Below are 23,264 nucleotides of genomic sequence, written 5' to 3' on the forward strand. Positions count from 1 at the left end.
ACGGCAGCACGCCCGCAGGGGCCCCGTTGCCCGTTCTTGGGTCGGCGTTTCCCGCAGCAGAGGCTCGAGGCTGTCCATGACCCGGCACGTTCGAACCGCCGACGGCTGCCGCATCTGCTACGACGAGGCAGGGAGCGGTGACCCGCTCATCCTGATCCACGGCTTCGCGCAGAGCGCGGCAGTGTTCGGCGCCCAGCTCGAGGCGCTCGCCGGCCGGAATCGTGTCATCGTGCCCGATCTCCGAGGGCACGGCCGCTCCGACAAGCCCTCCCGCGGGTACCGCATCGCACGCCTTGCCGCGGACGTCAGAGAGCTCATCTTCGAGCTGGGTCTGACCCGCGTCAGTCTGCTCGGATGGTCGATGGGCTGCGCGGTCGTCTGGAGCTACTGGGATCTCTTCGGCGCCGACCGGCTGCACAAGCTTGTCCTCGTCGACCAGTCCGCCATGCTCGTCAACCGGAAAGGCTGGACACTCGGCTTCCTCGACCCCGACCAGCTCTTCCGGCAGTCCGACGCGATCCGAGCGGACTACCCATCCTGGGCGAGAGGCCTGACTGACCTCATCGCGGCCGGTCTTCCCGACAGCCGGAAGGAGCTCCTGGTCGAGGAGAGCCTTCGGCTTCCGACCGAGGCGGCCGATGCGTTGCTCTTCGACCACTGCGCGAACGACTGGCGCGACGTGATCCCGACCATCACCGTGCCCACGCTCGTGATCGGGGCGAAGCAGAGCCCGGTTCCGGCCGACGCGATGCGGTGGATCGCGAGCAGCATCGCCGGTGCGACGCTCGCCCTGTTCGAGATGGGCCACTTCATGTTCATCGAGGAGGCAGAGGACTTCAACCGGGTGGTCGGCGATTTCCTCGCCTCCGCGGAGTCGCACGAGGAGCGCATCTGACACGCGGCCGTCCCCCAGCGGGTTCGAGCGTCGACGGGTTGATGATGGACTACCAGCTGACGCTGCCCGCCCTGCTGCGGCGCGCCGACACCTTCTTCGGCTCCGTCGAGATCGTGACACGCCTCCCCGACGGCAGCCTCCATCGCTCGACCTACGCCGACCTGGCCCGGCGCTCCGCCATGCTCGCCGCGGCGCTCCGGGCTCTCGGCATCCAGCCCGGCGACCGGGTTGCGACGCTCTGTCGCAACCATTCCCAGCACCTCGAGGCCTACTTCGGCATTCCCCTCGCGGGCGCCGTGACGCACACGCTCAACTTTCGCCTCCATCCGGACGATCTCGCCTACATCGCCGGCCACGCCGGTGACCGCGCCGTCGTCGTCGACCAGTCGCTGCTCCCGGTCCTCGACGAGTTCCGGGCGCGGGCTCCGTTCGAGCACGTCCTCGTCGTCCGCGACGACGGCCCCCCGCTCGCGGAGCGGCTCGACTTCGAGGTCGCGCTGGGCGAGGCCGACACGTCGTCGTTCCTGGCATTCGAGCCCGACGAGAAACAGGCCGCCGCCATGTGCTACACGTCCGGAACCACCGGCCGTCCCAAGGGCGTTCTCTACTCGCATCGAGCGATCGTGCTGCACTCGCTCGTCTGCGCGCACCGCGACGCGCTCGACATCGGCGAGTCCGATGTCGTCCTTCCCGTCGTGCCGATGTTCCACGTCAATGCGTGGGGCCTTCCTTACACGGCCACCCTCGTCGGCGCGAAGCAGGTCCTGCCCGGTCTGCACACCGACGCGGCCGGGCTGCTCGAGCTCCTCGCTGACCAGGGCGTCACCGTGACGGCCGGGGTGCCTACCGTCTGGCTCGCCGTCCTCGATGCTCTCGACCGCGATCCACGGGCGTACGACCTCTCCCGGCTGCGCTCGATCCTCGTCGGCGGTGCGGCGGCGCCCGAGGCGATGATCCGCGCCTTCCAGGAGCGGCACGGGCTCCACGTCGTGCATCTCTGGGGCATGACCGAAATGACGCCCCTCGGGACCGTCTCGAAGCTCGGCCCTGCCCTGGCGAGCGCGCCGGACGACGTACGCCGCAGATACCAACTTACCCAGGGGCGCCCCGTTCCCCTCGTCGAGGCACGTGCGCACGCCGAGAACGGCCCCGTCCCGTGGGACGGCCGGACGCCCGGGGAACTCGAGGTCGCCGGTCCCTGGGTGGTCAGCAGCTACTACGGGGACAACGGGCTCGACGATCGCTTCACCGGGGACGGCTGGTTCCGCACCGGAGACATCGTCACCATCGATCCGCTCGGATTCGTCTCGATCCAGGATCGCGCGAAGGATCTGATCAAGTCGGGCGGGGAATGGATCAGCTCGGTAGCGCTCGAGAACGCTCTCATGGGGCACCCGGCCGTCGCCGAGGCCGCCGTCGTCGCGGTGCCGCACCCAAAGTGGCAGGAACGCCCCCTCGCCGCCGTTGTCTTGCGCGAGGGACACCGTGCGACCGGCGACGAGCTCCGCGAGCACCTCGCCCCGCACTTCGCGAGCTGGTGGCTGCCAGACGCCGTCGAATTCGTCGACGAGATTCCGCGAACGGCAGCGGGGAAGTTCCGCAAGTCGGCGCTTCGCGAGCGCTTTTCGTCCTACTGGGAAGGGGAGTCATGAGAGGGCACAGGGAGGCGGCCACCCCGATCGACGGGACGGTCGCCGCAGGATTCGAGCCGGTACGCGAGACGTTCGCCGCGAACTTCGCCGAGAGGGGCGAGGTCGGGGCCGCGTTCGCGGCATACGTCGACGGTCAGAAGGTCGTCGATCTCTGGGGTGGCGATGCCAGACCAGGGGCCCCGTGGAGCGAGAACACGCTCTGCCTCGTCTGGTCGACAACCAAGGGAGCGACGGCGCTTGCCGCACAGATCCTCGCCGAGCGCGGTCAGCTCGACGTGGACGCCCCTGTCGCACGCTACTGGCCGGAGTTCGCCGTGAACGGAAAGGAGTCCGTCACCGTGCGAGACGTGCTCACGCACGCCGCCGGGCTTCCCTACTGGGAAGGGTATCGCGAGCTGGTGACCCTCGACTCGAGCGAAGGGTGGGGGAGGTCGGAAGACATCGCTCGCGCTCTTGCCGCCGCCGCCCCCGTGGTTGAGCCCGGCGCCGTCCACGGGTACCACGCCGTTACCTACGGGTGGCTTCTCGGGGAGCTCGTTCGCCGGATCACCGGCGCGAGTCTCGGGGAGTTCTTCAGGGTCGAGGTCGCTGAGCCCCTCGGGCTCTCCTTCTGGATCGGCCTGCCTCCCGAGGAGCACGGCCGAGTCGCCGATCTGCTGTCGGCTCCGCCCGTTGATGATCCCGAGCTCGCCGCGATGATGGAGGCGGCGATGGGACCGGACGCACTGACCGGGCGCGCGCTTCTTGTCGGGCCAGGCGGCGGGGTGGATCATGCCGCGGAGACCGCCAACGCCGTGGAGTTCCGGGCTGCGGAGGTTCCGGCCGCGAACGGCGTCACCGACGCACGCAGCCTCGCGAGGATGTACGCCATGCTGGCGATGGGAGGCGAGCTCGACGGCGTGCGGATCGTCTCGCCGCAGTCGATCGCCGCGCACACGATCGAGCGGTACCGCGGCGACGACGTCGTCCTCGCCTCGGAGAAGCGCTACGCCCTCGGCTACATGCGTCCCTACCCGCCGGCCGAGGTGTTCGGGCCGAACGACGAGGCCTTCGGACATCCCGGCATGGGCGGGTCGCTCGGCTTCGCCGATCCCGTCGCCAGAGTCGGGTTCGGCTACGTGATGAACCAGATGATGCCCGGCATCCAGGTCGACCCACGGGCACGCGCGCTCGCCGATGCCCTCTACGCGTCGCTGCGCTGAGGATGGGAGAGCTCGTGCAGGCGCTCGGCGTTCCCGCGCGCTTCCGTGGCTTCGTCGCCGAGCGCACCGATGACCGCGTCGAGACGGGGATACGCGAGCTCTCTCAGGAGGATCTCGCCGACGAGGCGGTGACGGTGCGTGTCGCGTGGTCGAGCGTCAACTACAAGGACGGACTGGCGTGCAGCCCTCACGGGCGGGTCGCGCGAATCTCACCGCTCGTGCCCGGGATCGACCTGGCGGGTGAGGTCGTGGCCAGCACATCGCCGCGGTTCCGAGCGGGCGATCTCGTCGTGGCACACGGCTACGAGATCGGGACGTCTCACCACGGCGGCTTCGCCGAGTACGCCCGGCTTCCCGACGAGTGGGTGGTTCCGCTCCCGCAGGGTCTCTCGACGCGGGAGGCGATTGCGATCGGAACGGCCGGCTTCACGGCCGCCCTGAGCGTGCACCAGCTCGAGTCGCGAGGTCTCGAGCCAGTCGACGGACCCATTCTCGTCACCGGTGCCAGCGGCGGCGTGGGGAGCACCGCCGTTGCCATCCTGGCGGCACGCGGCTACGAGGTGGTGGCCAGCACGGGGAAGGAGGCGGCCCGCGAGTGGCTGCGGGAGCTCGGCGCCGCCCGGGTCCTGGGTCGCGAGGAAATTGCGGCGGGCCCCGAGCGGCCGCTTGGCCGCGAGGAATGGGCTGCGGCCGTCGACTGCGTCGGCGGGAGCACGCTTGCCGGCGTGCTCGGCTTGCTCCGCTACGGCGGAGCGGTCGCCGCCTGCGGCCTCACCGGCGGCAGGGAGCTCTCCACCACGGTGCTCCCGTTCATCCTCCGCGGCGTTGCCCTGCTCGGCACGGACTCGGTGCAGTGCCCTCTCGACCTGCGAACCGAACTCTGGGGGCGCATTGCCGGCGATCTGCGCCCGCGTAAGCTCGAGCGGATCGTTGCGAGCGAGATCGAGCTGGAAGACCTCGAGCCCTCCCTGGCCGCCATCCTGCGCGGCGAAATCCGCGGCCGCACCCTCGTGCGCTGCTCGGCCGAGACGAGCCGGTCTCCGATGGCCGATGAGAGGAGTCCTGATGGCGAGTGAGGCGAACGACCTTCGAGCCGCAGCCGGGCGCCTCGTCGGCGCCGCGACCATTTGGCGCTCGACGGCGACCGTGCGCCCGCGGGTGGAGGGGCCGTGCGAAACTCCCGTCGTGGCTGATCGCGGGAGAATGTGACGGGCGTCGTGGTGCACGCCGGCGGCTGGGGCGACGGCGGCTGGGGCTGGGCGATGTGGCTGGCGATGACGATCGGGATGACAGCGATGCTCGTCACCCTGCTTGCGATCGTATGGCTGATCGTGCGCGCCGTCGGGCCGCCGCGCGAGGGCGGGCGCAGCAGGGAAGACCGGGCGCTCGAGGAGCTGCGAGTGCGCTACGCGCGTGGGGAGATCTCAGGTGAGAGTCCGACGAGCGACGCCGGACGTTGCTCGAGGACGTCGGTGGTCGCGCCGGCTGAGCCCGACCGGGCGCAAGCCTACGACGCCTGGTACGAGACCGCGCTCGGAGCGGCGGCGCACCGGATCGAGCTGCGTCTGGTCGCGGCGCTTGCCGCCCCCGGGCGGGGAGAGCGCGCGCTCGACGCCGGTTGCGGAACCGGCATCTATACCGCCTGGCTGCTCGAACAGGGCCTCGAGGTGACCGGGCTCGACCCCGACCCGGCCATGCTCTCCGCCGCGCGGGTGAAGGTGCCGGAAGCGCGGCTCGTCGAGGGAGACGCGACGATGCTGCCCTTCGCGGAAGGGGAATTCGACCTGGCCGTCGCGGTCACGCTCTTCTGCTTCCTCGACGGCGAGGAGCGGCTGGTGGCCGCCCGCGAGCTCTTGCGCGTCGTCCGTCCCGGCGGCAGGGTCGTCGTGGGTGAGCTCGCCCGCCGCAGCCTCTGGGCGGCGCAGCGGCGGGTGAGGGGCTGGCGCGGGTCGAGGACGTGGCGACAGGCGCACTTCGCGACGGCGGGCGAGCTGCGGCAGCTCTTCCACAACGCGGGAGCAACCGCCGTCAGCGCCCGCTACGGCCTCTACCTCCCGCCCTGGGACGTCACCTCGTTCGTCAGCCGAGCGGAGGCGATCGAACGGCTCGGCCGGCCGCTGGGCGCGCTCGGAGCCGCCTTCGTCGCGGCGCGGGCCGAGGCTGGCGGCGGCGCGGCAGGCGCGACTGCCCGCGTCTGACGTCCCAAGTCGTCCGGACTCTCGAGCGAAGGGGTCTCGTGAAGAGACACCGGGACCCCCGTGACTCCCGCGCACTCCAGCTCGAGCTGACGGACGAAGGCGCTCGCCTCGCGGTCGAGGCGATCCGCGTCGTCGACGAGGTGGATCGGCGGTTCTTCGCTCCCGTTGCCGAGCGCGGCGAGCTCCAGTCGGCGCGGCGGGCGCTCTCCGGCCTCGACGCCACTCGGCCCCTGCCCTCACCGCTCCAGTCCTTCCGCGGCTGACTTCCTCCACGTTCGGCGGCGTTGCAGTAGCGGTTTAACTACGTTGACGATTTCATATACGATTGTCGCTGGCACGAGAGCGCGCAGATTGCGGGAAGTGACTATCGCGGCGGGCCGTCCACCGCGGGGAGGGCCGATGGCAGCGGATCTGATTCTCGAGCTCGACGTCGATCAAGACCTGATCTCTCTCTCGCACGCCAGCGACGATGCGGTGCTCAACGCGTTCTTTCCGCCGACCGAGAACCGCTCGCCGTTCTACGATCGCGACCTGAACAGGGCATTCGTCGGGGCAGGTCTGTCCCAGGATCTCGCGGTGACGTCGCTCGTCCGGCTCGATGGTGAGGTGGTCGGGTTCGCGACCGAGCAGGAGTCGATCTCCGTCGCTGCGGAGACGGGCGAGCTGGTCGCCGAGTCCGCCTGGCTGCTGAGGCTCGTCCGAGCCGGCCTGCGGGGTTTCCTGGCGGTCGCGCAGCGTGAGAACCCACGAGAGGTGTTCGTCCTTGCGAGCCAGGCGCTGCAGGATCCCGGCAGCGGCGAGGATCGCGATCATTGGGTCCTCTCGACCGTGGGGACGGCTCGTGTCGCCCTCGCCACCGACGAGCTCGCCTCCTACGCCGGCGCGACCTTCGAGGAATACAACTTCGTCAACCCGGCGGACTACAAGCGCCTGAAGAGGTTCCGCGGGAAGATCCGCTTCATCATCCGCCCTTCGTAGCGCTCGAAGATGCGCCGGCCGCTGACCGCGGAGGTCAGGGGCAAGGATCGGCTCCGCCACGGGGACACTGCGGCAGGCAGCCTCTGGTCGCGATCGTCAGCGACCGCCTTCGGTGATCGGGCCGTTTGGCCGCTCAACGGCGTCAACGCGCTCCTTCTCGGCCTTGGCGCGCGCGTAGTGGCGGGCGACGCGGGCGCGATTGCCGCAGCCGTGGCAGCACCACACTTGCCGCGGGTGCGCGCGGACGAAAAACATTCCGCAGCCTGGTGCGCGACAGGTGGCTACAGTCTCATGTCCCGCAGCGAGGGCGAAAACCGCGCGCGCGACCGCGCCAGCGAACGGCTCATGAACCTCGAGGCGGCCGTCGCGAAGAGTGGTGTGCAGCGGCGCTTCAGCGCTGATCACGTTCAGCTTCTCGATCGCCTCCTCTGGAGGTTGCGCGCCTTGCGCGAGGGCTTCGAGGACGGAGGTCACCGTGGCACGAAGATCGCGCAGCTCGGTGAGCGACAGCTCTTTCTGCCTGGACTCCGACCATTGGCCGAGAAGGTCAGCTTGCTGAGCCGGCACGAACGTGTTCGCCAGGTCCAGTGCAGGGCCCTGACCGAGCCAGGCGAAGTCGAGCGGCATAGAGGGAGGCATCGTGATAACCTAATGTAAGTTAAGCATGTGATACATTAGAAAGGAAGATCATGCAGGCACTCGAGATGGCTCGGTTTCGCGTTGCGCCGGAGAGGGTTACCGAGATGAGGGAGAAGCGGAAGGTCGCGCTCGAGGCCTTGCGCGGCGAGTTTCCGGGCCTCGTCTCCGAGCAGCTCGTTCGTCTGGACGAGCGAACGTGGATGGATCTGATCGTCTGGGACACGCGCGAGACGGCGGACACGGCGGCCGAGCGAGCGCCGCAGATCCCCGAGGCGGCGGCCTACTTCGGCGCTCTTGACGAGGTCGTGGCCATGGAGCATGGTGAGGTGGTCCACTCGGGGTAGGCGGGTGTGGGGTCGATGCCGAGCTCGTGCGGCTCGTGCCAGATCCGCCCTGCGTAGCCGTTTCGTGCGCGTCGATCCAACCGGCGAGCGTGCTTCCAAGATGTCCAGCTCCTCAAGGCTCCAAACGTGTCCGACGTTGGAGACGAGGCGCGGTCGCGTGCCGGATTGCCGGCTGCGAGCTGGCGTGCAGCATGGACGTTGACCCTGTCCCGTGTGCCGCAGAGCACGAGAGTCGGCACGCCGATTCGATGGGACCCCGCCTGGAAATCGGCGCGGCCGGCGGGCACGAGCTGCGCCGATCCGTTCATGCGGAGGCGGACGGCGATCTCCTGATTCGTCAACCCCTGCCGCTGCGCGCAAGACGGTTTCCGCCGCGTTGCACCTCGTTATACGAACACGTGTGACAGGCGGCCCGCCGCTCAAGCTCGGCGCGGTTCGCGTTCGTCGACTCGATCGCGTATGGGGGAGTGTCCGAGGTGCTCCACTGACCGGATAGTTCGGCGTTGAGCCTTCGCGCTACTTCGAGGTCGCCACGCGCAGGCGCTTTACCTCCCGGTGTCCCGCGTCATTCGGATGACGAGTCGCGCTTCCCGATCAGCCATGCGCCGACGAGTCCGTGGAGCAGCGGCTCGACCCGCCGCTCGGCGACGTCGGGGAGGTCGTCGTAGATGCGGGGGTCGACGGTGCGGCCCTCGCGGCCGGAGGCCCAGACGGTGAGGAGGTGTCGGCGCCGGCCCGGGAGCCCGTCTGCGAGTAGCCGCCGCGCTTCCCGGATGGTCATGTGCTCGGTTGCCTCGACGATGAGAAGCAGGCCGCCGGGCGCAACGCAACGCCAGAGCGCGTCGAGTGTTGCCGGGCGGTCTGCGACGACGGCGAGGAGCGAGGCGGCCGCGACGACGTCGGTGGGTGCGAATTGCGCGGGCGCCGCGTGAGCGTCGAGGCGTGCGAACGTCGCGGCGGAATGTTCGCGGTGTGCGATGCGCGTGGCGGCGGCGATCATGCTTGCGTCTGCGTCGATCCCTGTTGCGCGGTAGCCGTGTGCCTCTGCGAGCCGGGTGAGGAGGCCGGGGCCGCAGCCGATGTCGATCAGGGTGAGTCCCTCGCCCGGCGGCAGCAGAGCGACGGCGTCACGCAGGTGGTCGTGGTAGAAGCCCGCGCCCTGGACCGACGTGAAGAGACGTGTCGCGATGGTTCCCATCTCGTCTCCGAACCGGGTCAGGCTGCCGGCTCGGCGGCGCTGTCGGGTGCGCGCACTCGCTGCCGAGACGCGGGGACGAGCAGCGCGACCGCGGCGCCGAGCGCGGCGGCGGTGGCGCCGACGAGGAGGGCGCTGTGGAGGCCGCGGGCGAACGCGGCCGGTGTGCCGAGCCCGCCGGCGCGGGAGAACGCGAGCGTGAGGACGGCGACGCCGAGCAGCCCGCCGAGCTCGCGGACGGCTCCGTTGACCCCCGAGGCTTTGCCTTCGTCGCTCGCTGCAACTGCCGCGAAGATTGTCTCCGGGATCGTCGGGAAGACCAGCGAGATGCCGACCCCCGAGGCGATCAGGGGTCCGATGAGGCCCGTATAGGCCACGTGAGCTGCGACGGCGTGTCCCAGCCGGGCGAGCGCGGCCGCCTGGAGCAGGAGGCCGGCCACCATCAGCGGGCGGCTGCCGATCCGCGAGGAAAGAACGCCGGCGACCGGGGAGACGAGCATCGGGGCTGCAGTCCACGGGAGCGTGCGGAGGCCCGCGTCGAGCGGCGAGTAGCCGAGCGCGGTCTGGAGGTACTGCGCGACGAGAAAGAAGAGCGAGCCGAACAGCGAGAACGAGAGCGCAACGGTGACGCCGCTCGCGGCGGCGAACGCCCGGCTGCGAAAGAAGCGCATCGGCATCATCGGCGCGGCCGCGCGCCGCTCCCAGAGCACGAACGCGGCAAGCAGGACGACACCCGCCGCGGCCGGGGCGATGACCTCGGGACTCGTCCAGCCCGCCGCGTTACCGCGCACGATCGCCCAGACCACGCCCAGGAGCCCGGTGCCGGCGAGCCCGATCCCGGGTAGGTCGAGGCTGCGGTCGTGCCCGAAGCTCTCGCGCAGCCGCAGTCGGGCGAGCGGCACGGCGGCGAGGCCGATCGGAACGTTCAGCCAGAAGATCCACGGCCAGGAGAGCCGGTCGATGATCGTCCCGGCGACGATCGGCCCCATCGCGACCGCAGCGCCGCCGACGCCGCCCCAGATGCCGAACGCCAGTCCGCGCCGCTCCGGTGGGAAGGCGTCGGCGAGCAGGGTGAGGCTGAGTGGCATGACGATGGCCGCGCCGACTCCCTGGACGGCGCGCGCGGCGACGAGTGTGGTCGCGTCGGGGGCGATCGCGGCGATTGCCGAGGCGAGCGAGAAGACCGCGAGCCCGAGGGAGAACATGCGCCGCCTGCCGAAGCGGTCTCCGAGCGCGGCACCGGTGAGCAGGAGCACGGCGAAGGAGAAGACATAGGCGTTGACGGTCCACTCGAGCTCGCTGATCGTCGCCCCGAGGTCGCGCCGGATGCTCGGTAGCGCGGTCGCAACGACGAGGTTGTCGAGCGCGACCATGAAGATCGCGACGGAGCTGATGGCGAGCGTCCACCAACGACGGGCGGGCGTCGGGACGGTCATTTGGGCTTCCCCGAGGTTGGTGTCACGCGGTGTCCTTTCGTGGTCGCGAGACCGCGGGACGAGAGGAGAGATGCGTCGAGTTCAGGCGAGAACGCCAGGTGCGAGAGCGAAGGCTGGCGCGTGTGCTGCGGCGAAGGACTCGATTGCGGTGGGTCTCACTCGGCCGACGCGCTCGACGGCGTCGGTGACGAGGTCGCCGTGCCCGGCGGCGTAGACGGCGTGAAGGCCGAGCATGCCCTCCACGAGCCAGCCGGGCAGGCCGGCGTCGCGGAGACCCCGAGCGAGCGCGTCGGCAGACAGGTCGACATAGCGCACGTCGTGTCCGATGCCGCGGCCGATCGCCGCCGCGACCTCCGCTTGGGAGAGCGACTCGGGGCCGGTGATCATGTAGCGCTGTCCCTCGTGACCTGTCTCGGTGAGAGCCGCGACGGCTACGGCCGCGATGTCGGCGACATCGACGGGAGCGATGCACCCCTCGCCCATCGCGCCGTAGATCACGCCTTCGCGGGCGATCGACGCAGCTTGCATCAGGTAGTTCTGGGCGAACCAGTGCGGCTGCAGGATCGTCCAGGCCGCAGCGGAGGCACGCAAAATGTCGTCGAGCCTGCCGTGCCAGTCCGCCAGGTTCACGTCGGACCCCGCCTGCGCGCCAAGCGCGGACACACGCACCACGTGAGAGACGCCGGCCGTGCGCGCCGCCTCGATGGCCACGGCCTGCTCGGCGACAAGCGACGGTCCCGGCGCTGTTGAGAGCAGCAGGCGCTCGACGCCGTCGAGGGCCGGGGGAAGGGTTTCGGGGCGTTGCAGATCGCCGACGACGACTTCTGCGCCGGCCGCGGCGAGGTCGACCGCGCCTGCGGGCTCGCGGGTCAGGACGCGGGTCGGGAGACCGCGGCGGAGGAGCTCGCGCGCTGCCGCGCCGCCGACCTTGCCCGTTGCACCAATCAGAAGTATCAAATCTGCTCCTAGAGTCGAAGAGTAGTAAAGGCACGATAAGTGCCCTATACTTCCTCCACAAGAGAGCACGAGAAAGTGCCTCTACGACCCAGGAGTCCCCATGGAACCTTCCCAAGCCGCGACCGAGCGGACGTTTGTGCCGCCCTGCCCCGACGTCTTCTCGGCGCGCTGCCTCTCACGCCGGGCGCTCGACCTGATCGCAGACAAATGGAGCGTGCTCGTGCTCGGGGCGCTGCTGGAGCGCACCCATCGCCACTCCGAGCTGCGGCGGCGCATCGAGGGCATCTCCCAGAAGATGCTCACCCAGACGCTGCGCAACCTCGAACACAGCGGACTCGTCAACCGCGAGATCTACCCCGAAGTGCCACCACGCGTCGAGTACAGCCTCACCCCCCTGGGCGAGACACTCCGCGGGCCGATCGGCGCCCTTTGCGTATGGGCCCAAGACCACATCAGCGACGTGCTCCCGCAGCCCTCTCCGATCAGCGCGCATACCCTGAACGAGAGACATCAGTCGGTAGCAGCGAGAGAATCCGCTTCGTAGGAGACGTCTCGGATGCCCGATCGCGCGCGGCGGCGGCGCGGCGATCGCGGTGTCTTGGGTCTCAGCTTCCGAGGAGCTCGATCGCGTTCTCGAAGCTGCGGATGAGACCCGGGAAGTCGAACTCGGGCAGCTGCGACAGCGACTCAACGGGGAAGTGGTCTTCGTAAAGCGGGTAGTAGCCGCCGGGCGGCGACGGAAGGACGTGCACGCCGTTCAGCCCTGCCTCGCGGTAGCGCTCGATCCGGCCGCGTACCCGCTCGGCGCTGCCGGCCATCACCATTGCATCCACCATCTCGTCGGGCACGAGATTGACAGCGCCGCGAAGGTCACCGGCACGCACGCGCTCTCCGATCGCCTCGGCGTCCTCACCAAAGCCGGCCGCGCGTGCGCTTTCGAGGTAGGCGGGAGCCGACCCGAGCGCAGTCGCGTACATCATCACCTGGCCCTTCGCAAGCTCGAGGCCGCTGTCGTCGCGCGTGATCACGGCCGGGAAGCCCACGGTGGCGTCGAAGCCTTCCAGCGACCGGCCCGCGCGCTCGGCGCCACGCCGGAGCGCCGGCATCGTCACGTCACGAACGTATTCCAGCGACTGGTACCAGCCGACGATCCCGTCCGCGATCTCGCCTGCCAGCTCGATCATCCGCACGCCGTTGGCCGCGATCGTGATTCTCGGAGGCGTCGGGGGCAGCTCCATAGCGAGGTGCGGTTCTGGGCACGATGGTGGTGTAAAAGCCCTGCAAATCGGTGCGTGGGCTTCTCGTACGGCGTCGATCTGCTGGTCTAACCGCCGCGGGACGCCGCGCGACTGCGCAGCCGGTCGTTCACGATCTCGCTCGACTGGTGCGGGGAATGTCCGGCACCCTCGACCGTCAGACGCTCCGCGGCGATCGCTTCTGCGAGCGCGTCGGCGACACGGTTGAAGACGACGCCTCCGACGGAGCGCGCGGGCTCGGAAAGGGACCGCCAGTCGCCCGTGGCGACGAGCTTCGGGAATCCGGCTCGCCGCAGCTCCCCGAGCGGGAGGACGGCCTCCCATGGACCCCGCTCACGGGCCGAGGCGCGCAGGGCGGGCACAAGGTGGGGACGAACGCGGGTTGGCCTCGGAAAGCCGAACGCCTCCACGAAGTCGGCGTAGACGTCGGCCGGCTCCCCTCCCTCGGCGAAAACGGCCCGCAACCTCGTTACGAGTCGCGCGACGTCTGGGTCTTCGGGGAGGAGCGAGAACGCCGGCGGCTCGATCACGGTCAGCGAGAGTATTCGCTCCGGCACACGCGCGGAAGCTAGAAGACACCCGAGCCCGCCGTACGAGTGCCCCACGACGTGCGCCGGCTCGTCGAGGAGCTCCACGAGGTCGGCGGCGTCCGCCTCCCAGTCGACGCGCTCCGAGTCGCGGTGGAACCCGCGTCTCGTGACGAAGACAAGGCGGAACGTGTCCGCGAGTTCCCGCTGAGCGACGAACGTGTCCTCGGCGCGTGCGAAACTGCCGTGCACGAGGAGAAGCCGCGGGCCTGCTCCGATCTCCGCGATTCTCGGTCCGCCGAAGGGGTGCCTCATGCGAGGATCGTAGAGGATTTGCTATAGGATTGATGCAATGACGCTGACCAAGCACGAGCAGGCCTACCAGGCGATTCGGGCACGGATCGTCGACGGCACGTACGGGCCGGGGTACCGGCTCGTCATCGATCAGCTTGCTCGCGAGCTCGGTGTGAGCTCGGTTCCGATCAGAGAGGCGATCAGGCGGCTGGAGGCGGAGAACTGGGTTGTCTTCCACCGCAACGTCGGCGCCCAGGTCGCCAAGCTCGATGTCGAGCGCTGGGTCGAGGGGATGACGGTGCTCGCTCTCCTCGAGGGGAGCGCCACCGCACTCGCGGCGCCGTTCCTGCGCGGCGAGGATCTCGAGCATGCGCGAGCCGCAAACGCGAAGATGCGCTCCGCGCTCGAGGAGATGGACGTGAACGCAGTCACGCGTCTCAACCGGGACTTCCACTTCACGCTGTACGCGTCCTGCCCGAACCGCACGCTCGTCGAGCTGATCGCGCAGACGTGGGACCGGCTCGAGGGGATGCGCCGGTCGCTCTCCTTCTACCTCGGACGACGGGCGGTGGACTCGCTCGAGGAGCACGAGCGGCTGGTCGAGCTCGTTGAGCAGGGCGCTGACGAGCGTGAGATCGAGGAGGCTGCGCGGAACCACAAGGTGCGCACGGCCGAGGCGTATCTCGAGGATCAGCGGCGGCGCGAGGTCGCTGCTGCGGCGCCCCCGGCGGGTTGATGCCCGCTGCGAGTCGCAGGCTCGAGGGGCGGCGCGCGCTCATCACGGGTGCGGCGACGGGGATCGGGGCCGCGATCGCCGAGCGGTTCGCGGCCGAAGGTGCGAAGGTGCTGGTCACGGCTCGCAGCGAGGAAGCCGGGCGCGCGGTCTGCGCGCGTATCAACGACGGTAGTGGGCAGGCGGCGTTCTTCCCGCTCGACGTGTGCGAAGAAGCGCAGGGGCAGGCTGCGGTCGCCGCGTGCGTGGAGATGCTCGGTGGGATCGACGCGCTCGTCACGTCGGCCGGGGTGGGTGCTCATCCGGAGCAGGCCCCGTCACCGCGCGCCGTCTGCGATGCCACCCTCGAGCAGTTCGGGCACGTCCTCGACGTGAATCTGACGGGAACGTTCATCGCCGCGCGCGAGGCGGCGCGATCGATGGTCGCGACGGGGACGGCCGGGACGATGGTCTTCGTCTCCTCCGTTGCCGCGAAGCGCCCGACAGGCGGCGCCTACGCGGTCTCGAAGGCGGGTGTCTGGATGCTCGCCCGCTGTCTGGCCGAGGAGCTCGGGCCGCACGGGATCCGGGTCAACGCGGTTGGGCCGGGATTCGTGCGCACGCGGCTGCTCGAGGAGCGCGCGCTGCGTTCGGTCGACCCCGAGGGGGATCACGATCTCGCCGAGGCATGGCTCGCTGCCCGTGCCGCCGCCCTGCCGCTTCGTCGGCTCGGGACGACCGACGACGTCGCGTCGGCCGCCGTCTTCCTGACGAGCGCGGAGAGCGCCTACCTCACCGGATCGATCCTGCACCCCGACGGCGGGCTCGTCTCGAGCACCGCAGGAGGTTGAGACGATGACGACGGAAACCACCTCAGATCCCGAGCTCGCGTTCGAAGGAAAAGGGGGACGGCTTGCCGGCCGGCGCGCGGTGATCACGGGCGGCGCGTCGGGTATTGGCGCCGCCTGCGCGCGCCTGTTCGCCGCTGAGGGCGCCGCTGTCGTCGTGGCCGATCTCGAAGGTGCCCGAGAGCAGGGGGAGGAGCTCGCGGAGCAGCTGCCGGCCGCCGCGTTCGTCCCCTGCGATGTCCGCGTGGAGGATGAGGTCGAGCGGGTTTTCGACGAGTGCGTGAGCCGCTACGGCGGCGTGGACACGGTGGTTGCCTCGGCTGGAGTCGGGCGTCACCCGGCCCAGCCCCGCTCGAGCGAGCCGCTGACCGGGGAGCTGATGCTCACCGAGCTGGAGCACTGGCGGTTCGTGCTCGACGTCAACCTGCTCGGCGTCTTCCTCACCGCGCGGGCGGCCGCGCGGCGCATGATCGCGAGCGGCACGGGGGGATCGATCGTCACACTCGCGTCGATCGCCGCGAAGCGACCCACGAAGGGTGCGTACTCGGTGTCGAAGGCGGGCGTCTGGATGCTCACGCGTTGTCTGGCCGAGGAGCTCGGTCCGCACGGCATCCGTGTCAACGCCCTCGGCCCCGGAATCATCCGCACCCCGATGACGTCCGCCGGTGCGTACGCGGGCGGCGTCAGCGTCGAGGAGTACTGGGACCGTCAGATCCGGGTGTTGCCGCTCCGGCGCATCGGCGAGCCCGAGGACGTCGCGCGCTCGGCACTCTTCCTGTGCTCGGACGACAGCGCGTACATCACCGGCTCCATCCTCCACCCGGACGGGGGGATGGCTTCCGCCATCGGCGGGGGCTAGCAAGGACGAGCGTCTTCGTATAGGATTTCGTATCCGATAGTGGAGGAGTTGAAGGTGGCGACGATCTTTCCAGTCGACGACGTGATCGACGAGCCGTGGTATCCGGGCTACGACCCGGCCCGGAATGACGATTTCATGGCGTTCGATCGGCCGGGGAACTTCTCCAAGAAGGACGAAACGGCATTCTGGCCGCTCGACTTCCACTACCCCCGCGGAGTCGTGCCGCTCGGGGTGACCGTGATCGTCTCCGGAGCATGCTGGGGAAGCCAGGTCGCCGCCGAGGCGGTGCCGCTCCCCGCCGGCCGCGGGTTGCGAGGACGCTTCGTGGGCCCGCATCTCTATGCCACCGAGGTACCGGTCGCGTCGCCGTTCGAGATCGAGCTTCGCACCGGTCGGGTGGCTCAGCGCATGCCCGAGTTGATCGCCGGGTTCCCCGAGATGTGGCGACGGGCCGTCGCCGAGCTGGAGGGATGGCAGGCCCTCGAGCGGAGGGACCTGTCGACGCTCGATCGCGCAGGAATCGGCGCGTTCTTCGACGAAGCCGTCACCTACGTCCGGCGCGCGTGGGAGATCCACTTCGAGGCGATGTACCCGCTGCTCGCGAACTACCTCGGCTTCCAGGGTCTCTGTGGCGAGCTGGGCCTGGATCCGGGTCAGGTGGCGACGTTCCTGCAGGGCTACCCCTCGAAGATCGTCGAGACCGACCGCGAGCTCTGGCGGCTCACAGCGCTCGCGCGCGAGCAGGGGCTGGAGGCGCTGTTCGCCTCGACCGAGGCCGCAGACCTCTCAGGCGCTCTCCGCTCTTCCCCCGCCGCGGAGGCATGGCTGCGCGAGTTCGACTCGTACATCGACGTCTACGGATGGCGAACCGAGGTGATAACCGACGTCGCCGTGGCGCCCTGGGTCGAGGACCCCATCTCTCCGCTCGGCACGATCAAGACGTTCCTGACTGCGAGCGGCGACCACGACTTCGACGCCGCGATCCAGCAGGCGGCGGCAGAGCGCGAGCACGCCATCGCCGGTGCGCGGTCTCAACTCACGGGCGAGGAGCTGAAAGCGTTCGACGCCGCCCTCGAGTCGTGCAGGGCCGCGAACTTCACGTGGTGGAACGAGGAGCACAACTTCTACATCGACCTGCGGGCGCACATCCCCATTCGCCGTGCCGCCCTCGCTCTGGCCGACGCGCTCGGTGTCGAGGAACGCGACGACGTCTTCTTCCTCTTCTCCTACGAGTTCCGCGATCTCTGCGCGGGCCGCCAGGAGTGGAGCGACCTCGCCGACATCACGGCAGAGCGCCGGGCGTGGTTCATCGCCTGGCAGGAGCGCCGCGGGGCGCTGCCGCGCGTGCTCGGCACTCGCCCCCAGGGCTCCGCCGATCCGGTGGTGAAAGAGATCTTCGGCATGGGCCGCCACTACTTCGAGGCGCTCGAGGCGGACGGCGGCGCGGGCACCCGCCTCGAGGGGCTCCCCGCCTCGAGCGGTGTGGCGCGTGGGCGTGCGCGTGTGCTCCTCAGCCCGGCGGAGCTGCACGCGATCGAGCCCGGGGAGGTGCTCGTCTGCGAGGCGACGTCACCGAGCTGGACGCCGGCGTTCACGAAGATCGCGGCATGCGTCTGCGATGTCGGCGGCTCGCTCACCCATGCCTCGATCGTCAGTCGCGAATACCGGATCCCGTGCGTCACCGCATGCGCCGTCGCGACGACGACGATCAGGACGGGCGACATCGTCGAGGTCGACGGCGGCAACGGCGTGGTCACCATCGTCTCGCGCGGCGAAGCAGAGCCTGCAGCGTGACTCCGATCGCCTGGCTGGACCACCTCGACGCCACCGACGAGGTCGACGTCGGCGGCAAGCTCGCGAAGCTCGGCGACCTTCGCCGGGCTGGCGTCGAAACGCCGCCGGGGTTCGCGGTTCGCGCGCAGGCGTTCGCCGAGTTCGCGCGGGAGAGCGGCGTCGGCACAGCGATCGAGAGCTTCCTCGCAGGTGTCGACGACCCCGACGACCTGGATGCGATCGAGAGGGCTGCGCAGGCGATCCGCTCGGCGATCGAGGCTGCCGCGATGCCCGCGCCGCTCGCGCACGCGATCACGGAGGCGTACGAGGCTCTCTCCGACCGGTGCCGCGACCTCAACGTTCCCACCGCCGTGCGGAGCTCGGCCCTCGCCGAGGACAGAGCGGACGCGAGCTACGCGGGACAGTACGACACGTTCCTCGGCGTCACCGGCGCCGAGTCCGTGCTCACCGCCGTGATGCGCTGCTGGGCCAGCCTGTTCAACGGGCGGGCGCTCGCCTACCGGCTTCGCGCGGGGGACGACCCACGCGACAGCGCGATCGCCGTCGGCGTGCTGGAGCTCGTCCCAGCCCGCTGCTCGGGCGTCGCATTCTCCATGCACCCGGTCACCGGCAAGCGCGACCGGATCGTGATCGAAGGCTCCTGGGGGTGGGGGGAGGCGGTCGTCAAGGGTCTCGTCGTTCCGGACCACTTGGAGGTGGACAAGGCGGGCGGCCGCACACTGCGCTACGACGTGGCTCGAAAGGACGTCGTCTCGCTCTTCGACTACGCGCAGGGCATGGTCGTCGAGGCGCCGATGCCGGAGCGTCTCCGTGAGCGGCCGATCCTCGACGACGAGCAACTCGGCGCTGTCGTGGATGCCGTGCTCTCGGTGGAGCGGCACTTCGGCTTCCCCGTCGACGTGGAGTGGGTGATCAGCCGGCACCGGCGTCCGGGCGAGCCCGTGACCGTTGTGCAGGCGCGGCCGGAGACGGTCAACCTGGGCGTGCCGCCCACGCCGACGTGGGACACGGCCGTGATGCTCCGGCACGCGTTCGGAGGCGAGCCGCGATGAGCGGCACCATGCTCGTCGACGGGTGCTGGCGTTCCAGCGGCCGGCGCGCCGAGATTCGCGATCCGGCGAACGTCGACGAGATCGTCGGCGAGGTAGACCTCGCCACCGAGTCCGACGTGGCGGACGCCTACGCGGCGGCCGCCGGAGCGGCGCAGGCATGGCGACGTGCCCCGGCGACCGAGCGCGCCGCCGTCCTCCACCGCGCCGCCACGATCCTCGTGGAGCGGGCGGACGACGTGGCACGGGGGCTGGTACGTGAGGAGGGGAAGATCCTCTCCGACGCGGCCGGGGAAGTGCAGCGCTCGGCGGAGACGCTCCGATACTTCGCAGGCGAGGCCCTCCAGCCGATCGGCGACGTGCTTCCAGGCGTCAAGCCCGGTGCGCTCACCCTGGCCAGGCGGCTCCCCGTCGGCCCTGTGCTCGCCGTGACACCGTTCAACTTCCCCCTCCTCATCCCCACCTGGAAGATCGCCGCCGCCCTCGCGTTCGGCAATACGATCGTTTGGAAGCCATCGCAGCTGACGCCGCTGACGGCGGTTCGCCTGGCCGAAGTGCTTGCCGACTCGGGCCTTCCCGGTGGCGTGCTCAATCTCGTCACCGGTACCGCCCGCGAGATCGGCGACGCTCTCCTCGACCACCCGGCGCTCCACGCCCTCACCTTCACCGGCTCGACGCCCGTTGGGCGCGGGCTCGAACGGCGGCTAGCCGGACGCGGCGTTCGCGTCCAGCTCGAGATGGGCGGCAAGAACGTCGCGATCGTCCTCGACGACGCTCCCGTTGCCGAGGCGGCTCGTGCGATCGTCGTGGGCGCGATGGCCGCCACCGGGCAGCGCTGCGTGTCGATCAGCCGCGCGGTCAGCTCGCATCGCCTCGCCGGTGAGCTACGCGAGGCGGTCGTCGCAGAGGTCGCCCGTATCCGGCTCGGCCACGGTCTCGAGGCGGAGACGACGATGGGGCCGCTCGTCAGCGCCGACGCCGCCGCGGCGGTGCTCGCTGCCGTCGAGTCGGCGCGCGTCGAGGGTGCATCGGTCGTCACGGGCGGCGCGCGACCCGACGACACAGAGCTCTCGCACGGACACTTCGTGGCGCCAACCGTCCTCGACAACGTTGACCCGGCGTCTGCGGTCGCCCAGGAGGAGGTCTTCGGACCCGTGCTCTCCCTGATCGGCGTGGACGACGACGAGCGCGCGATCGAGGTCGCGAACTCCACCCGCTACGGGCTCAACGCAGCCGTGTTCACATGTGACCTCGAGCGTGCGCTCGCGATGGTCGACGGCATCGAGGCCGGGATGGTGCACGTCAACGCCGTCACCGGGATCCAGCCGTACATCCCCTTCGGTGGGCACAAGGACTCGAGCTTCGGCCCGGCGGAGCAGGGCAAGGCGGCGGCCGAGTTCTTCACCGAGCTACAGGTCGTCAACATCCACCCGAGGTGCGCATGAAGCCGGACGCCGCGGCTCCGCCACCGCTCGGGTCGCTCGAGCGCTACGGCGCGGTCTTGCTCGATCTGGACGGCACCGTCTATCTGGACCGGGACGCGCTTCCCGGGGCGCGCGACTTCGTTCTCGCAAGTCGTGCGGCCGGGCTGCGTGTCGGCTTCGTCACCAACATGGCGTTCGAGGACACCGCATGGTGCGTCGAAGGGCTTCGGCGCTGCGGGATTCCCGCGACACCCGGCGACGTCGTCACTGCGGCCGACTCGCTCGCCCTCGCGCTCTCTGCCGGTGGCATCGGAGCCGTTGCCTACGTTGGCGGCGTGGGACTCCGCACCGCGCTCGATGCGAAGGGAATCGATGCGCTCGAGGTCGACCGCGTCGATGTCGACAGTTGGGCTCGGGCACCGGCCGACGGCCGCGCGCTCGCCATCGGCATGACGCCGGGGATCACCAGCAACCAGATCGATCGACTCGCACGCCTCGCCGGCGCTGGATTCCCGCTGTACGTCTCGAGCGTTGATCGAGGCATGCCGACGAAGAGCGGTATCGTTCCCGGCGCGGCCGCGGTCCTGGCCGAGTTGCGCGACCGTGTCGATGTCGAGGCCCGGGTCTGCGGCAAGACGTCCCCGGAGTTCGCATCGCTCGTTCACCAGCTCCTGGACGGAACGAATCCGCCGCTCGTGGTGGGAGACAGCCTCGAGGCGGACGTCGTCTTCGCCGCCCAGGAGGGGTTCGACTCGCTCCTCGTGCTCACCGGCGTCTCGACCGCGGAGTCCCTCGGTGCCGCGAGCGTCGGCCCCACCTACTGCGAGCCGGACCTCGCATCCGCATACCGGAACGCCTTCGGCGGCGATGCGGCCACCGGGCGGCACGAATCGATCGAAAGGAACGCACCATGAGCATCGGCAACACCGAGGCGCCCGCGTCGCCCCTCCGCGAGGCGACGAAGCTGCGCATGAACCAGGCGATCGGCGCCGCGATGGCGGACGAGATGCGCGAAGACGACACCGTGGTCGTGTTCGGCGAGGACGTGGCCCAGAGTGGCGGCGTCTTCAAGACGAGCGTCGGTCTTCTCGACGAATTCGGCCCGTCGCGCGTACGCGACACGCCGATCTCGGAAATGGCGATCGCGGGCGCGGCCGTCGGCGCCGCCGCCGCGGGCCTCCGACCCGTGATCGAGATCATGTTCGCCGAGTTCTACGGCGTCGCGCTCGACCAGATCGTGACGCAGGCGGCGAAGCTCCACTATCTCTCGAACGGGGCGCTCACGATCCCGCTCGTCAGCCGCGGCTCCTGCGGCGCCGGGCGCGGCTTCGGTGCGACCCACTCGCAGACGCTCGAGACGTGGTTCCTCGCCACACCCGGTCTCAAGCTCGCCGTCTGCTCGGGCGCACAGTCCGCCTACGGTCTGCTGCGCTCCGCGATCCGCGACGACAACCCCGTCGTGTTCCTCGAGCCCAAGGCCCTCTACGGCGAGCGCGAGGAGGTGGTGACCGGCGACGAGGGCATCATCCCGCTCGGGGTCGCGGCGACGAAGCGAGCCGGCGACGACGTCACGCTCGTCACCCTGGGGCAGATGGTCGGCGTCTCGCTGCGAGCGGCGGCGGCGCTCGAGAGCAGGGTCTCGGTCGAGGTGATCGACCTGCAGACGCTGCTGCCGTGGGATCACGCCGCCGTGCTCGCGTCGGTCGCCCGCACGAGGCGCCTCGTCGTCGTCGAGGAGAACCCATTCACCGGCGGCTGGGGCACCGAGATCGTCGCGCACGTTGCCTCGCAGCTGCACGGACAGCTCGACGCCCCCCCACACCGCGTGACCACCCCGGACGTGCCGGTCCCGTTCAACCGCACGCTCGAGTTCACGTACCTCCCGTCGGCCGAGTACGTCGCCGAGCAGGTGGCACATCTCGTCGAGCACGGCATCCTGCCCGCGCCGTGGTGGGAGGTGTACGCATGAGCATCAGGTCGCTGACCGTCGACGCACCCGACGGGACGACGGCGCTCGCGCGCCGGGACGCCGTTCGGGGCGACCGGGTCGTCCGCCTCGGCCGCATGCTCGAGGCACGCCACGTCGAGACCCAGATCCGCCGCTTCCACGATGAGGGGATGGCCTGGGGATCGACGCACACCGCCGAATGGCAGGAGGCATCCGCCGTCGGCCTCGCCGCGGCGCTGCAGCACGACGATCTCGTCTGCTTCCCCCACCGCGTGCACACGCTCTCGGTCGCTTTCGGGATCACACCGGAGGCCGTCCTCGCCGAGTGTCTCGGCAAGGCGAGCGGCATCGTCGGCGGCATCGGCGGCTCCGTCCACGTCACCGACACCAGCGTGGGCATCCTGCACACGTTCACGATCCTCGGCGCCCAGGTGCCGGTCGCCGCAGGCGTCGGCCTCGCGCTCCAGGTGCAGGGTTCTGCGTCGATCGCCGTCTCCATCTTCGGTGACGGCTCCGTGAACATGGGCGCGTTCCACGAGGGCCTCAACCTGGCCTCGATCTGGCGGCTGCCGGTGCTCTTCGTCTGCGAGAACAACCAGTACTCCGAGCACACGCGCTACGACCGGGTCACGGCCGGCGGAGACATCGCCGCGCGCGGGGCCTCGTACGCCATTCCGTCGGCCGCGGTTGACGGGCAGGATGTCGATGAGGTCGTCGCCGCCGTCGCCGACGCGCGGACGCGGGTTGCGGCCGGCGAAGGGCCGTTCCTGCTCGAGATCAAGACGTGGCGCCGCTACGGCCACTCCCGCTCGGATCAGGCAGGCTACCGAGACGACGAGGAGGTCGCGCGCTGGCTCGAACGCGACCCCATCGAGCTGTTCGCACAGCGCCTGCGCTCTGAGGGTCTCCTCGACGAGCAGGCCGAGGAGCATCTTCGCGCCGACGCCGAGCGGCGGGTCGCCGAGGCCGCCGAGCATGCCCTTGCCGCCACCGAGCCCGATGCGTCCGTGATGTTCCGCAACGTCCACGTCGATCGGGAAGAGGGAGCAGCATGAGC

The 23,264-nt window shown here is 70.0% G+C and carries 24 protein-coding genes; 18 read left to right on the forward strand and 6 right to left on the reverse strand.

Annotated features, from left to right (window positions below):
• Nucleotides 1-76 precede the first annotated feature (76 nt).
• The 7 genes from Gocc_RS09730 (at nt 77) to Gocc_RS09760 (ending at nt 6,925) form a co-directional block, all read left to right on the forward strand.
• Nucleotides 77-895, forward strand: a complete 819-nt coding sequence (locus Gocc_RS09730) for an alpha/beta fold hydrolase (protein WP_114796368.1) — start codon at nt 77-79, stop codon at nt 893-895.
• A 41-nt stretch (nt 896-936) separates the two neighbouring features.
• On the forward strand, nt 937-2,547 hold the full coding sequence (locus Gocc_RS09735) for a long-chain fatty acid--CoA ligase (RefSeq protein WP_114796492.1): 1,611 nt from the start codon (nt 937-939) through the stop codon (nt 2,545-2,547).
• Complete coding sequence (locus Gocc_RS09740) at nt 2,544-3,749, forward strand: serine hydrolase domain-containing protein (protein WP_114796369.1); 1,206 nt, start codon at nt 2,544-2,546, stop codon at nt 3,747-3,749. The genes Gocc_RS09735 and Gocc_RS09740 overlap by 4 nt, the downstream gene beginning before the upstream one ends.
• A gap of 2 nt (nt 3,750-3,751) precedes the next feature.
• A complete protein-coding gene (locus Gocc_RS09745) occupies nt 3,752-4,825 on the forward strand; it encodes an oxidoreductase (protein WP_114796370.1) in 1,074 nt (357 codons plus the stop codon).
• A 129-nt stretch (nt 4,826-4,954) separates the two neighbouring features.
• Entirely contained in the window at nt 4,955-5,947 is a 993-nt protein-coding gene (locus tag Gocc_RS09750) for a methyltransferase domain-containing protein (protein ID WP_114796371.1), read from the forward strand.
• A gap of 38 nt (nt 5,948-5,985) precedes the next feature.
• Nucleotides 5,986-6,210 carry a helix-turn-helix domain-containing protein gene (locus tag Gocc_RS16190; RefSeq protein WP_181813547.1) on the forward strand — a complete coding sequence of 75 codons (225 nt, stop codon included), beginning with the start codon at nt 5,986-5,988 and terminating at the stop codon, nt 6,208-6,210.
• A 136-nt stretch (nt 6,211-6,346) separates the two neighbouring features.
• A complete protein-coding gene (locus Gocc_RS09760; protein WP_114796373.1) occupies nt 6,347-6,925 on the forward strand; it encodes a hypothetical protein in 579 nt (192 codons plus the stop codon).
• Between the two features lie 96 nt (nt 6,926-7,021).
• Here Gocc_RS09760 and Gocc_RS09765 read toward each other — a convergent pair whose 3' ends face one another.
• A complete protein-coding gene (locus Gocc_RS09765; RefSeq protein WP_181813548.1) occupies nt 7,022-7,552 on the reverse strand; it encodes a CGNR zinc finger domain-containing protein in 531 nt (176 codons plus the stop codon).
• Nucleotides 7,553-7,668: 116 nt separating this feature from the next.
• On the opposite strand from Gocc_RS09765, the gene Gocc_RS09770 reads away from it, so the two are divergent.
• Complete coding sequence (locus Gocc_RS09770) at nt 7,669-7,908, forward strand: hypothetical protein (protein WP_147281250.1); 240 nt, start codon at nt 7,669-7,671, stop codon at nt 7,906-7,908.
• Between the two features lie 565 nt (nt 7,909-8,473).
• Here the strand turns inward: Gocc_RS09770 and Gocc_RS09775 are convergent.
• The 3 genes from Gocc_RS09775 to Gocc_RS09785 form a co-directional block, all read right to left on the reverse strand.
• On the reverse strand, nt 8,474-9,106 hold the full coding sequence (locus Gocc_RS09775; RefSeq protein WP_114796376.1) for a class I SAM-dependent methyltransferase: 633 nt from the start codon (nt 9,104-9,106) through the stop codon (nt 8,474-8,476).
• A gap of 17 nt (nt 9,107-9,123) precedes the next feature.
• Complete coding sequence (locus Gocc_RS09780) at nt 9,124-10,539, reverse strand: DHA2 family efflux MFS transporter permease subunit (protein ID WP_114796377.1); 1,416 nt, start codon at nt 10,537-10,539, stop codon at nt 9,124-9,126.
• Nucleotides 10,540-10,620: 81 nt separating this feature from the next.
• Entirely contained in the window at nt 10,621-11,496 is an 876-nt protein-coding gene (locus Gocc_RS09785) for an SDR family oxidoreductase (RefSeq protein WP_181813549.1), read from the reverse strand.
• Nucleotides 11,497-11,596: 100 nt separating this feature from the next.
• Between Gocc_RS09785 and Gocc_RS09790 the strand changes: the two genes are divergently transcribed.
• Complete coding sequence (locus Gocc_RS09790; RefSeq protein WP_114796379.1) at nt 11,597-12,040, forward strand: winged helix-turn-helix transcriptional regulator; 444 nt, start codon at nt 11,597-11,599, stop codon at nt 12,038-12,040.
• A gap of 61 nt (nt 12,041-12,101) precedes the next feature.
• Here the strand turns inward: Gocc_RS09790 and Gocc_RS09795 are convergent, their stop codons facing one another.
• Both Gocc_RS09795 and Gocc_RS09800 read right to left on the reverse strand, forming a co-directional pair.
• A complete protein-coding gene (locus Gocc_RS09795) occupies nt 12,102-12,812 on the reverse strand; it encodes an LLM class flavin-dependent oxidoreductase (protein ID WP_340148096.1) in 711 nt (236 codons plus the stop codon).
• 8 nt (nt 12,813-12,820) lie between these two features.
• On the reverse strand, nt 12,821-13,594 hold the full coding sequence (locus Gocc_RS09800) for an alpha/beta fold hydrolase (protein WP_114796381.1): 774 nt from the start codon (nt 13,592-13,594) through the stop codon (nt 12,821-12,823).
• Between the two features lie 37 nt (nt 13,595-13,631).
• Between Gocc_RS09800 and Gocc_RS09805 the strand changes: the two genes are divergently transcribed.
• Genes Gocc_RS09805 through Gocc_RS09845 form a run of 9 tightly spaced genes read left to right on the forward strand, consistent with a single transcriptional unit; the run spans nt 13,632 to nt 23,262 of the window.
• Nucleotides 13,632-14,309 (forward strand): GntR family transcriptional regulator, encoded by a 678-nt coding sequence (locus tag Gocc_RS09805; protein ID WP_114796382.1) that lies wholly within the window; start codon nt 13,632-13,634, stop codon nt 14,307-14,309.
• Nucleotides 14,309-15,136, forward strand: coding sequence for an SDR family NAD(P)-dependent oxidoreductase (locus Gocc_RS09810; protein WP_114796383.1), 828 nt, complete (start codon nt 14,309-14,311; stop codon nt 15,134-15,136). The genes Gocc_RS09805 and Gocc_RS09810 overlap by 1 nt, the downstream gene beginning before the upstream one ends.
• Nucleotides 15,137-15,140: 4 nt before the next feature.
• Complete coding sequence (locus Gocc_RS09815) at nt 15,141-15,992, forward strand: SDR family NAD(P)-dependent oxidoreductase (protein ID WP_114796384.1); 852 nt, start codon at nt 15,141-15,143, stop codon at nt 15,990-15,992.
• A gap of 54 nt (nt 15,993-16,046) precedes the next feature.
• Entirely contained in the window at nt 16,047-17,786 is a 1,740-nt protein-coding gene (locus tag Gocc_RS09820; RefSeq protein WP_147281251.1) for a PEP-utilizing enzyme, read from the forward strand.
• Nucleotides 17,783-18,838, forward strand: coding sequence for a PEP/pyruvate-binding domain-containing protein (locus tag Gocc_RS09825; protein ID WP_181813550.1), 1,056 nt, complete (start codon nt 17,783-17,785; stop codon nt 18,836-18,838). The genes Gocc_RS09820 and Gocc_RS09825 overlap by 4 nt, the downstream gene beginning before the upstream one ends.
• The gene (locus tag Gocc_RS09830) at nt 18,835-20,280 is read left to right on the forward strand and encodes an aldehyde dehydrogenase family protein (protein WP_114796387.1); all 1,446 of its coding nucleotides are present in this window, start codon (nt 18,835-18,837) and stop codon (nt 20,278-20,280) included. Before Gocc_RS09825 ends, Gocc_RS09830 begins: the two co-directional genes overlap by 4 nt.
• The gene (locus tag Gocc_RS09835; RefSeq protein ID WP_147281252.1) at nt 20,277-21,173 is read left to right on the forward strand and encodes an HAD-IIA family hydrolase; all 897 of its coding nucleotides are present in this window, start codon (nt 20,277-20,279) and stop codon (nt 21,171-21,173) included. Before Gocc_RS09830 ends, Gocc_RS09835 begins: the two co-directional genes overlap by 4 nt.
• Nucleotides 21,170-22,228 (forward strand): alpha-ketoacid dehydrogenase subunit beta, encoded by a 1,059-nt coding sequence (locus Gocc_RS09840; RefSeq protein WP_114796389.1) that lies wholly within the window; start codon nt 21,170-21,172, stop codon nt 22,226-22,228. Before Gocc_RS09835 ends, Gocc_RS09840 begins: the two co-directional genes overlap by 4 nt.
• Nucleotides 22,225-23,262 (forward strand): thiamine pyrophosphate-dependent dehydrogenase E1 component subunit alpha, encoded by a 1,038-nt coding sequence (locus tag Gocc_RS09845; RefSeq protein WP_114796390.1) that lies wholly within the window; start codon nt 22,225-22,227, stop codon nt 23,260-23,262. The genes Gocc_RS09840 and Gocc_RS09845 overlap by 4 nt, the downstream gene beginning before the upstream one ends.
• Nucleotides 23,263-23,264 lie beyond the last annotated feature (2 nt).

This window comes from Gaiella occulta (genome assembly GCF_003351045.1).
In the GTDB taxonomy this organism is placed as follows: domain Bacteria; phylum Actinomycetota; class Thermoleophilia; order Gaiellales; family Gaiellaceae; genus Gaiella; species Gaiella occulta.